This window comes from Stutzerimonas stutzeri SDM-LAC, from assembly GCF_000235745.1.
GTDB classification, from domain to species: domain Bacteria; phylum Pseudomonadota; class Gammaproteobacteria; order Pseudomonadales; family Pseudomonadaceae; genus Stutzerimonas; species Stutzerimonas stutzeri_H.
The window spans coordinates 78,267-89,064 of record NZ_AGSX01000046.1; the positions used below are offsets into that span (position 1 = coordinate 78,267).

The 10,798-nt window shown below is 61.8% G+C and carries 9 protein-coding genes and 2 pseudogenes; 2 read left to right on the forward strand and 9 right to left on the reverse strand.

Annotated elements, in window-relative coordinates; all coding sequences use genetic code 11:
* Nucleotides 1-79: 79 nt before the first annotated feature.
* The 9 genes from PSTU_RS0105540 to PSTU_RS0105580 all read right to left on the reverse strand — a co-directional run bounded on the left by PSTU_RS0105540 (nucleotide 80) and on the right by PSTU_RS0105580 (nucleotide 8,177).
* Nucleotides 80-925 carry an HlyC/CorC family transporter gene (locus tag PSTU_RS0105540; protein ID WP_019340050.1) on the reverse strand — a complete coding sequence of 282 codons (846 nt, stop codon included), beginning with the start codon at nucleotides 923-925 and terminating at the stop codon, nucleotides 80-82.
* A 39-nt stretch (nucleotides 926-964) separates the two neighbouring features.
* Nucleotides 965-1,417: an rRNA maturation RNase YbeY gene (gene ybeY, locus PSTU_RS0105545; protein WP_029404627.1), complete on the reverse strand. Its 453-nt coding sequence runs from the start codon at nucleotides 1,415-1,417 to the stop codon at nucleotides 965-967.
* On the reverse strand, nucleotides 1,410-2,417 hold the full coding sequence (locus PSTU_RS0105550) for a PhoH family protein (protein ID WP_019340051.1): 1,008 nt from the start codon (nucleotides 2,415-2,417) through the stop codon (nucleotides 1,410-1,412). Before PSTU_RS0105550 ends, ybeY begins: the two co-directional genes overlap by 8 nt.
* Before the next feature lie 201 nt (nucleotides 2,418-2,618).
* A complete protein-coding gene (gene miaB, locus PSTU_RS0105555; RefSeq protein ID WP_019340052.1) occupies nucleotides 2,619-3,947 on the reverse strand; it encodes a tRNA (N6-isopentenyl adenosine(37)-C2)-methylthiotransferase MiaB in 1,329 nt (442 codons plus the stop codon).
* Between the two features lie 158 nt (nucleotides 3,948-4,105).
* On the reverse strand, nucleotides 4,106-4,630 hold the full coding sequence (locus tag PSTU_RS0105560; RefSeq protein WP_019340053.1) for a tetratricopeptide repeat protein: 525 nt from the start codon (nucleotides 4,628-4,630) through the stop codon (nucleotides 4,106-4,108).
* A 122-nt stretch (nucleotides 4,631-4,752) separates the two neighbouring features.
* Nucleotides 4,753-5,391 (reverse strand): hypothetical protein, encoded by a 639-nt coding sequence (locus PSTU_RS0105565; protein ID WP_019340054.1) that lies wholly within the window; start codon nucleotides 5,389-5,391, stop codon nucleotides 4,753-4,755.
* Nucleotides 5,388-6,671 carry a glutamate-1-semialdehyde 2,1-aminomutase gene (gene hemL / locus PSTU_RS0105570; RefSeq protein WP_019340055.1) on the reverse strand — a complete coding sequence of 428 codons (1,284 nt, stop codon included), beginning with the start codon at nucleotides 6,669-6,671 and terminating at the stop codon, nucleotides 5,388-5,390. The genes PSTU_RS0105565 and hemL overlap by 4 nt, the downstream gene beginning before the upstream one ends.
* Before the next feature lie 57 nt (nucleotides 6,672-6,728).
* The gene (gene thiE, locus PSTU_RS0105575; RefSeq protein WP_019340056.1) at nucleotides 6,729-7,370 is read right to left on the reverse strand and encodes a thiamine phosphate synthase; all 642 of its coding nucleotides are present in this window, start codon (nucleotides 7,368-7,370) and stop codon (nucleotides 6,729-6,731) included.
* Between the two features lie 12 nt (nucleotides 7,371-7,382).
* Nucleotides 7,383-8,177: a bifunctional hydroxymethylpyrimidine kinase/phosphomethylpyrimidine kinase gene (locus PSTU_RS0105580; RefSeq protein ID WP_019340057.1), complete on the reverse strand. Its 795-nt coding sequence runs from the start codon at nucleotides 8,175-8,177 to the stop codon at nucleotides 7,383-7,385.
* A 266-nt stretch (nucleotides 8,178-8,443) separates the two neighbouring features.
* Between PSTU_RS0105580 and PSTU_RS0105585 the strand changes: the two are divergent.
* Nucleotides 8,444-10,366 (forward strand): annotated as a pseudogene (locus tag PSTU_RS0105585) (sensor histidine kinase); the annotation flags it as partial.
* Nucleotides 10,367-10,624: 258 nt separating this feature from the next.
* Nucleotides 10,625-10,798, forward strand: a pseudogene (locus PSTU_RS21535) (DNA alkylation response protein); the annotation flags it as partial.

The following is a 10,798-nucleotide window of genomic DNA, read 5'->3' on the forward strand; positions in this document are numbered from 1 at the left end:
GCTTGCAGCGCTGCGGATGAAGCCAATGCTCAGGTCCGTTGGTGGCTGAACCCTTTCATGCCTCAGCCTCCGGCCCCGGTCAGCTTGCCCCTTCGGTACGGGTCAGTCGCAGCATGTGCACGCGGCGGCTGTCGGCATTCAGTACGCGGAAGCGGAATCCATCTATCTCCGTCACCTCGTTACGCTTGGGCAAGTGACCGAAAGTGCTCATCACCAGGCCGGCGACGGTGTCGAATTCCTCATCGGGAAACTCGCTCTGGAAGAATTCGTTGAAGCTGTCGATCGGTGTAAGCGCCTTGACCAGAAAGTCTCCGCTGGGCAGTGGCCGGATGTAGCTGTCTTCCTCGATGTCATGTTCGTCCTCGATGTCGCCGACGATCTGTTCGAGCACGTCTTCGATGGTCACGAGGCCAGCGACACCGCCGTATTCGTCGATAACGATCGCCATGTGACTGTGGTTGGCGCGGAACTCGCGCAGCAGCACATTCAGACGTTTGGATTCGGGCACGAAAGTGGCGGGGCGCAGCAGGTCCTTGATATCGAAACTTTGCTGATCGCCCTGGAGAATCAGCGGTAGCAGGTCTTTGGCCAGCAACACGCCGATGACTTCGTCAAGGCTGTCGCCGACGACCGGATAGCGCGAGTGCGCGGCGGAAATGATCGCTGGGAGAAACTCCTTCGGCGACTGGTCGGCCCTGATGCTCATCACCTGCGAGCGCGGCACCATGATGTCACGCACCTGTAGGTCAGCGACCTGGATAGCGCCCTCGACAATAGCCAGAGCTTCATTGTCGAGCAGTTTGTTCTGGTGGGCGCCGCGCAATACTTCCAGCAGCTCCTCACGATTTTTCGGCTCATGGGCAAAAGCCTGGCTGATTTTTCCAAACCAGGACTTCTGCCCGTTGCTCGATCGGTCTTCGCTCATGTCTTTGACTCAATGGTCCTTGCAGTTGCCCGTAGCGGGCTATTCGTCGGCGTAGGGGTCGGGGTGACCCAGTTCGGCCAGCAATTGACGCTCGAGGCTTTCCATTTCTTCGGCCTCTTCATCGTCGATGTGATCGTACCCGAGCAGATGCAGGCAGCCGTGCATCACCAGGTGTGCCCAGTGCGCCTGCAAAGCTTTGCCTTGTTCAGCTGCCTCGCGCTCGACCACCGGTACGCAGATCACCAGATCGCCCAGCAGCGGAATGTCCAGCAGCTCATCGGGTACGTCCGCCGGGAAGGACAACACGTTGGTCGGGTAGTCCTTCTGCCGCCAGGTGCGATTGAGTTCGCGCCCTTCGTCTTCCTCAACCAAGCGGATGGTCAGCTCGGAGTCGCCCTTGCGTTGCCGTAGCGCCAGCTCGCACCAGCGGCGCAGGTCGGCTTCGTCGGGAATGGTGCCGCTGGCGGCCACTTGCAGGTCAAGTTCAATCACCTCGGTTGTCCTGCACTGCGCGGCTGACCGCTTGGGCGTGATTGCCCTCGAAGGCCTCGTACGCCTCGACGATACGCTGCACCAGGGGGTGGCGCACCACGTCCTTGGGTTTGAAATGCGTGAAACTGATGCCGTTGACGTCCTTCAGCACCTCAATCACGTGGGCCAGGCCACTCTTGGTGCCGCGAGGCAGGTCGACCTGCGTGATGTCGCCGGTGATCACGGCGGTCGAGCCGAAACCGATCCGGGTCAGGAACATCTTCATCTGCTCGAGCGTGGTGTTCTGGCTCTCGTCGAGGATGATGAAGCTGTTGTTCAGTGTGCGTCCGCGCATGTAGGCCAGCGGTGCGATTTCAATAACCTGTTTCTCGATCAGCCGTGCGACCTGCTCGAAGCCGAGCATTTCGTAAAGTGCGTCATAGAGCGGGCGTAGATAGGGGTCGATCTTCTGCGCCAGGTCGCCGGGGAGGAAGCCAAGCTTTTCGCCCGCTTCGACTGCCGGGCGTACCAGCAGGATGCGACGAATCTGCTCGCGCTCCAGTGCATCGACTGCGCAGGCGACTGCCAGGTAGGTCTTGCCTGTACCGGCTGGGCCGATGCCGAAGTTGATGTCGTTGTCGAGGATCGATTTTACGTAGAGCTGCTGATTGACGCCGCGCGGGCGGATATTGCCTTTGCGGGTGCGCAGGGAAATGTTCGGCGTTGTGGACGAGTTGTTCAGCTCCTCCATTGCCGACTCCTGCAGGAACAGATGAACCGTGTCCGGCGAGAGTTCAATGCTCTTGGTCTCGCGGTACAGGCGCCGCAGGAGGTGCTCTGCCGCCTGGGCTACATCGGCTGGACCGATCAACTCGAACTGATTGCCGCGGTTGCGGATTTCCAGATCGAGGCGTTGCTCGATGAGGCGCAGATGCTCGTCGAACTGGCCGCAGAGATTGGCGAAGCGGTTGGCTTCAAAGGGTTCGAGGGTGAAACGATGAGGTTCTATGGGGGCGTTCAAGGGCTTTTAAGTGACCTGCTTTGCAAAAAGATTCGCTGAGAATAGCGCTGCCCGAGGAAAAAAGCAGCGGTGGAAGGAGCCGCCAAAAGCCGAACGAAGCGCTGGAGGTCTGGCGGCAAAGCAGCTTGCACCGGCAAACTGCATCTGAATCAAATAGCTCGATGGTGACGCCCGGAAGCTGTCCGGCCGTCAGCCGTCGCGTCAGCCTACTAGCGTGCCACGCAACGAGTGCGGTAGCGCATCATCAATGAACACGTCGACAAACTGGCCGATCAGCCGAGGATTGTCGCAACGGAAATTGACGATCCGGTTGTGCTCAGTACGGCCCTGTAGCATCCCTGGATCTTTCTTAGAGTAGTCGGTGACGAGAATGCGTTGCTGCGTGCCCGCCATCCGTCGGCTGTTCTCGAAGCCTTGCTGGTTGATCCGCTGTTGCAGGATCGCCAGGCGTTGTTTCTTCACCTCTTCCGGGGTTTCGTCGACCAGATCTGCCGCCGGCGTGCCGGGACGCGAGCTGTAGACGAAGGAGTAGGAGAAGTCGAAGCCTACGTCCTCGATCAGCTTCATGGTCTGCTCGAAGTCCTTCTCGGTTTCGCCCGGGAAGCCGACGATGAAGTCGGAGCTGATCAGAATGTCCGGCACGGCGGCCTTGAGCTTGCGGATCCGCGACTTGTATTCGAGCGCGGTGTGGTTGCGCTTCATTCCTGCCAGCACGCGATCCGAACCCGATTGAACCGGAAGGTGCAGGTACTTCACCAGTTCTGGTACTTCGGCGTGCGCCTGGATCAGCGCATCGGAGAACTCCAGCGGATGACTGGTGGTGTAGCGGATGCGGTCGATGCCATCGACTGCCGCGACCACGCGAATCAGTTCGGCCAGATCGGCGGTGCGGCCGTCATGGGTGGCGCCGCGGTAACCGTTGACGTTTTGCCCAAGCAACGTGACTTCCCGGACGCCGTTTTCAGCCAGATGGATCACCTCAGCGAGCACATCGTCGAACGGCCGGCTGACTTCCTCGCCGCGGGTATACGGAACGACACAGAACGTGCAGTACTTGCTGCAACCTTCCATGACCGAAACGAAAGCAGTCGGCCCGTCGACGCGCGGCTCGGGCAGGCGGTCGAATTTTTCGATTTCCGGGAACGAAATATCTACCTGAGGTGTTTTCGTCGTGCGTGCCGCATCGATCATTTCCGGCAGTCGGTGCAGCGTCTGTGGGCCAAACACCACGTCCACATAGGGCGCACGGTCACGGATCGCCGCGCCTTCCTGGCTGGCGACGCAGCCACCGACGCCAATCACCAGCCGCGGGTTATCAAGCTTGAGCTCCCGCCAGCGCCCCAGTTGGGAGAACACCTTTTCCTGCGCTTTTTCGCGAATCGAGCAGGTATTGAGCAGGATCACGTCGGCTTCCGCCGGGTTCACGGTGATCTCCAAGGGCTGCTGCTCACCCAGCAGGTCGACCATGCGCGAGCTGTCGTACTCGTTCATCTGGCAACCGTGGGTTTCGATATAGAGCTTGCGGGTCATGTCTCGGGCCGGCGTTGTGCAAAAAATGACCGGCGATTATACGGCGAGGGCGTGAGCGATAAAAGCGGAAGCACTGCGGTAGGCCACAAGCTCAAGCGAAAGCGGAAAAACTCTATGGTGTGAGGCGGTAGTTGCCGCGCTGGGATTGCTCATCCGGGCTACTCGCCTGCGGTCTGCAACTCCATCAGATAGTCGCGAAATATCTGTCCGAGGACCTGAGTCGCGATTTCGTGCTCTTCGCGACCCATCTGCGCCGAAACGCGATCAGCCGTGTCCAGCGCTTCTTCTTCGCCATTGACCGCCGACATCTTCAACACCACGTAGGCCTGGACGTTGTTGGCCGGCACCCCTTCACCGCGAAAGAACATCACGCCGAGTCGATGCTGGGCCAGCGCGTGACCTTTCAGTGATGCCTGCTCGAACCAGTGAAGCGCCTTGGCCAGATCACGTGGCGCGCGCCGACCGTTGTAGTAATGGTCGCCGAGCTCATAGGCCGCTTGAAGATCACCTTCGTTAGCAGCGTGCTCGCAGGCGCGCAGCGCTTCGTTCATCGCTTCCGGGACGGTGTTCAGCGCGCAACGGGAAGTGGCCGGGATCAGCAGCGAGTTGCCGCCCGCCATGCCCAGCAGGGGTGTGAGTAGCAGCAGGCAGCCAAGCGTTAGGCTGCGGCCGGTGCAAGTCATGAATCAAGGCGCCTCGAAGATCAGGGCGGTGACTGAGAAATCGGCGTGAAACGAGCCGACTGTCACATTATGGATAAGCGGTGCCCTGCTTACAAAGGCTTTAACGGCGAGCCTCCGGCTTTTTACGTGGGTGTGGGGCTTTCTTCGCGCAAATTGCCGGGTAGATGAAGCAATAGCCAGGCGATGATCGGAATAGCCAGCGCTAACCATAGCTGCTGGTAGCTCTGCAGCGGATTGGAATTGATCAGCAATCTGCTCCAGGGCAGCAGCGCCATGAGCAAAACGCCGCCAGCCAGTCCTGCCGCGACCTGCAGGCGAGCTGGCCACTGCAGCAAGCCTGCATAGGCGACCAACAGAGCACTCAGCAGCCCCAGCGAAAGTGCGTATGGCGTGCTCCAACCCAACTGCCTGGCCAGTTCAAAAAACGCGCACAATCCGATCACCACCCGGCCCCAGGTGGGGCGACTCCAGATCCATCTGCGCGATAGCGTGAGCGCGACCACGCCGACGAGCGGCAAGCCGAGCAGCAAGGTTGCCTGCAGCAGCCAGCGTTCTGCCCCGAGCGTATCGGCACCCAGCGCCAGGCGTGCTGCCGCGCATGCACCGGTCCCGGCTGCCAGGCTGAAAGCAAGCAGCGCCGAGAACAGGGCCGGTTGATCCGGCTCACCGTAGCCGCGTCGGGCGCTGCCGATCCAGATGGCGCTCGCCAACCCGGTCAGCATCAAGAGCACGGCTTGTAGCAGGTCAGGGATCAGGTTCATTTCAGCTGGGCGAAGGCCCGCTCGGCCGCATCGAAGGTGATCTGCAACTCGTTGTCGCCATGAGCGATGGAGGTGAAGCCGGCCTCGAACGCGCTGGGCGCCAGATACACGCCGCCATCGAGCATCAGATGGAAGAAGCGTTTGAAGCGCTCGGCGTCGCTGGCCATCACGTCATCGAAGGTGACGATATTGTCCGCTTCGCTGAAATACAGACCGAACATGCCGCCGACCTGAGTAGTGACGAAGGGAATGCCGGCTGCGGCCGCGCGCGCTTTCAAGCCTTCCAGCATGCGGGTGGTGTAGGCGGTGAGTTCATCGTGGAAGCCAGGGCGGTTGATCAGCTTCAGCGTGGTCAGGCCGGCCGCCATCGCCAGCGGATTACCTGACAGGGTGCCGGCCTGATACACCGGGCCCAGCGGCGCGATACGTTCCATGATGGCGCGCTTGCCGCCAAAGCAGCCGACCGGCATGCCGCCGCCGATGATCTTGCCGAAGGTGGTCAGGTCCGGGGTGACGCCGTAGTGGGCCTGGGCGCCGCCGAGCGCGACGCGGAAGCCGGTCATCACTTCGTCGAAGATCAGCACTACGCCGTGCTTGTCGCATTGCTCGCGCAAGCCTTGCAGATAACCCGGCGCCGGGGGTACGCAGTTCATATTGCCGGCAACCGGCTCGACGATGATGCAGGCGACCTCGTTGCCGACTTCGGCGAGCATTTTCTCGACAGCGGCCAGGTCGTTGAAGGGCAGCGTCAGCGTGTGCTTGGCGAATGCGGCCGGTACGCCCGCAGAGCTGGGCACGCCCTGGGTCAGCGCGCCCGAACCGGCCTTGACCAGCAGGCTGTCGGAATGGCCGTGGTAGCAGCCTTCGAATTTGATGATGCTGTCGCGTCCGGTGTAGCCACGAGCCAGGCGGATCGCGCTCATGGTCGCCTCTGTGCCCGAGCTGACCATGCGCATCATTTCCATAGACGGAACCAGGCTGCAGACCAGCTCGGCCATTTCGGTTTCCATCGCTGTCGGCGCGCCGTAGGACAGGCCGTGTTGCAGCTGATTGCGGACCGCGTCGAGCACGTCGGGATGACCGTGCCCCAGGATCATCGGGCCCCAGGAACCGACGTAATCGACGTAGCGCTTGTCGTCTTCATCGGTTACGTAGGCGCCTTCGGCATGCTTGAAGAACAGCGGTGTGCCGCCAACGCTGCGGAAGGCGCGTACCGGCGAGTTCACGCCGCCTGGAATTCGGTTCTGGGCACTGGCAAAGAGGGTTTCGGAACGGGACATAAAGGCCTCTCGATACTGGAAAAATGTGCGGGGCACGGCGAATGAGCCGCGCCGTGTTCAATCAATGGCGAAGAGTTGGCTGAAGGCCTGCGCGCGGCGTTCGACCTCGCTCGCGGAGTCGGCGGCGAACAGGGCATGGACCACAGCGATCAGGCTGGCACCTTGGGCGATCAGGCCCGACGCGTTGTCCAGCGTCACGCCGCCGATCGCGGTGATCGGCACGCTGCACCGTTGCCGTGCCTCTTTCAGGAGATCAGGTGTTGCCGATGGGGCGCCCGGCTTGGTGTTGGAGTCGAAGAAGCGGCCAAACGCGATGTAGCTGGCGCCCTCACGAATCGCCTGTTCAGCCAGATCCAGACACGCATGACAGGTTGCACCAATGATGGCTTTGCGTCCGAGCAGGGCGCGGGCCACCGAGAGCGAGCCGTCTTCCTGACCGAGGTGCAGGCCTACGCCCAGGCGCGCAGCAAGCTCGGCGTCATCATTGATGATCAGCTGGGCTCCGTGGCGACCGCAGATTTCTCGTAGCGCTTCGGCTTCGCGCAGGCGGCGCGCCTCGTCACTGGATTTGTCGCGGTACTGCAGCAGGCGAGCGCCGCCTTTTACAGCCGCTTCGGCGTAGGGCAGCAGGCGCCCCTCGCCGAGAAGCTTGCTGTCGGTGATGGCATACAGGCCGCGCAGCTTGGTGGTGTCCTTCATCGGATGGCCTCCTCAGGCCAGGTCCAGCGGTAGACGACGGGGAATGTATTGACCTCGACCTGGCGCCTCGGCGTCTCGCAAGGTGCGCCAGGTGTAATCGAGCGCGGACTTCACCGCGCTGGCCAGGTCTTCGCCGAGGGCCAGTCGTCCGGATAAGGCACTGGCCAAGGTGCAGCCAGAGCCGTGGTAGCTGCCCGGCAAGCGCTGGCAGCTGAAATCGTAGCGGCTGCCGTCACGGCAATAGAGCCGGTTGTGAACTTCGGTCTCATCGCCATGGCCACCGGTGATCAGCAGGTGACGGATGAAGGGCAACAACTTCTCCGCACATTCGTCGGCACTCCCATCCGGGAGGTCGGCAAGAATGCGGGCTTCGGGCAGGTTCGGTGTGGCGATGGTGGCCACCGGGAACAGCCGTTCGCGCATCGCGTAGCCGACTTCGTCCTTGCCCAGCGCGCCGCCGCCACCGGCGCGCAGCACCGGGTCGCAGACCAGCAGAACGCCCGGCAGCTCCTGCATGATTTGCAGTACCGTCTCGACCATCTCCACCGAGCCGAGCATGCCCAGCTTGACGGCGGCGACCGGCAGATCGGCTATGACGGCGTGGGCCTGTGCCAGCACCCATTCCCGGTCGAGCACGCGGAAGTCGGTAACGTTGACGGTGTCCTGAACGGTGAGTGCGGTAACCGCTGGCGCGGCGTGACAGCCTTGGGCGAGCAGCGCTTCGATGTCAGCCTGTAGCCCAGCGCCGCCGCTTGGGTCGTGGCCGGAAAGGCAAAGAACGACAGGGCGGGAGCAATGGCCGGACATCGATGGGTTCCCCGAGTCATGGTGTGGTGGATTCGGCCGGGGCTAGGCGCAGCCGGATTTCATGGCGTGCGAGCTTATCACCAATACTGCCGGGCAGCTCGCGCCGGCACGGCGGGTCGCTGTCGCCTGGTACGTCTGTCCGATGACCTGAATGGCGTCGATTCTATGGCGCCGTAAGCATGTTAAAGTGCCAGCACTTGGCTTCGGCTGTATGCATTCAGGGGGAACGTGGGTTCCTCTGGTGCAGCTCGATGGACTGTCTTTTCATGAACCCTATTCTCTTTTTCCTGCTCGCCCTGCTGCCAGCGATGGCGAGTGCCGTCGAGTTCGACAGCAATACCCAGCGCCTTGCACTGGGCCAGCGCATGGCAGTACTGGAAGACCCGAGCCGCGACGCCACCATTGAAGAGGTGGTTGCGCTCGATGCGGCGGGTCGCTTTGTCGAGAGCCGTGAGGATGTCCTCAACGCCGGTTATTCACGCTCGGCGTTCTGGTTGCGTATCGACCTGAACTACCGTGCCGAGCCGCCGATCGTGCACCGCCGCTGGTGGCTGGAGCTGGCCTATCCGCCGCTCGATCATCTCGATCTTTATCTGCCAGATGGCCGCGGTGGCTATCGCCTTGCCCAGCAGAGCGGCGACGCACTGCCTTTCCATGAGCGTCAGATCAGGCAGCGCAACCATCTGTTCGAACTGCAGCTGCCGCCCAACCGGCCACAGCGTATCTACCTGCGCCTGGAAAGCCAGGGCTCGATTCAGGTCCCGCTGACCCTTTGGGCGCCGGTGGCTTATCTGGAAGAACAATCCGGGCACATCTATGTGCTCGCCATCATCTACGGCGTGCTGCTGGTGATGCTGTTCTACAACCTCTTCATCTACCTCAGCGTGCGTGATCGCAGCTACCTCTATTACATCCTCTACATTGCCTCGTTCGGCCTGTATCAGGTTTCGGTCAATGGCCTGGGCGTGCAGTACCTCTGGCCGAACTGGCCGTGGTGGGCCAATGCCTCGACGCCATTCCTGATTGGCGCAGCTGGGCTGTTTGGCTGCCAGTTTGCGCGCAGCTTTTTGCATACCGCTGAGCACAGCCCATGGATCGACCGCACCTTGATGTTGCTGATGGCGTTGGGGGCGTTGACGATGGTTGTATCGCTGACCTCCAGCTACGCGTTGGCGCTGCGGATGGCGACCTTCCTCGCGCTCTGGTTCATTCTGGTGATTTTCGTCGCCGCTATCGTGGCCTGGCGTCGAGGGATGCGGGTCGCGCGCTATTTCCTGATTGCCTGGTCGGCCTTCCTTATAGGCGGGCAGATCAACACGCTGATGGTGCTGGGTTACCTGCCGCACATGTTCATTACCATGTACGCCGGCCAGATCGGTTCGGCGCTCGAGGTGGCGCTGTTGTCGCTCGCGCTCGCCGACCGGATCAACACGATGAAGGAAGAGCGGGCTCAGGTGCTGGAGGAGACCGGGCGCAAACTCGAAGCCATGAACCGCGAACTGGCCGAGAGCAACCGCCTCAAGGATCAGTTCCTCGCCAATGTCACTCACGAGCTGCGTACCCCCATGCACGGCGTGCTCGGCTGCCTTGAGCTGATGCGCACGCTCGAACTGAGCGGCGAATTGGAGCACTACCAGCGCATCGCAACCGGATCGGCGCGGGACATGATGCAACTGGTTAACGACATCCTCGCCTTGACCGAACTGCAGGCGGGCAAGCTGCGCGTGCGCAACGAGCCGTTCAGCGTGCGGATGGTGGCTGATGAGCTTTACGCCGAGTACGGAGCGCGTGCCGCAATGCGCGGCTTGAGCTTTGATCTCAAGTTCGATGGCCTACTGCCGGAAATACTGGTTGGCGACGCCGGCAAGCTGAAACAGAGCCTGGGTTACCTGCTCGACAACGCCATCAAGTTCACCTTGCGCGGGGGCGTCACGCTTGCAGTGCGCGGCTGCGAGGCCGAGCGCGGTTACCTGCTCGATGTGGCGGTGATCGATACGGGCGTCGGCTTCGACGCGCCTGTTGATGGCTCGTTGTTTCAATATTTCCACCAGCTCGATGGCAGCCTGACCCGCCCGTACGGTGGGCTGGGAATCGGTCTGTCGCTGTGCAAACAGCTGGTCGAATTGCAGGGCGGAACGGTCTCCTGCCAATCCGAGCCGGGTCGCGGCAGTCGTTTTCAGGTGCTTCTGCCTGTAGAACTGAGCTGAGTTGAAAGCGCAAAGCCAGGCGTTCACGCGCAAGCTTTCGGCCAACGCTGGTGGCCGCAACGCGCCGATTTTGGCCGAAACCTCACTTTAGCGCTGCCCAGCTGCGTGCTTCACTGCTTTGGCGGGGATCGCCAGACGATGTCCGCATCGGCCCGGTGATTTATCCGCATGACAGCGGTAAGTAGCGCTAACTCCGATATGCCGTCGGGCCCCTTGCCGCATCTGCCGAGGAGACCCGATATGAGCCTGCAGCAATACGCCGAAACCCACGAGGTGTTGAACCAGGTCCCGCCGCTGGACGGTGCCAACCTGTACCGCCTCGACCTGCCACTGCAGGACTGGGTGCGACGTTACAAGGGCGGCTGGGCCGAGTCGCGTCTGGATGCCTATGGCGCACTGGCCGGCGGCCCGCTG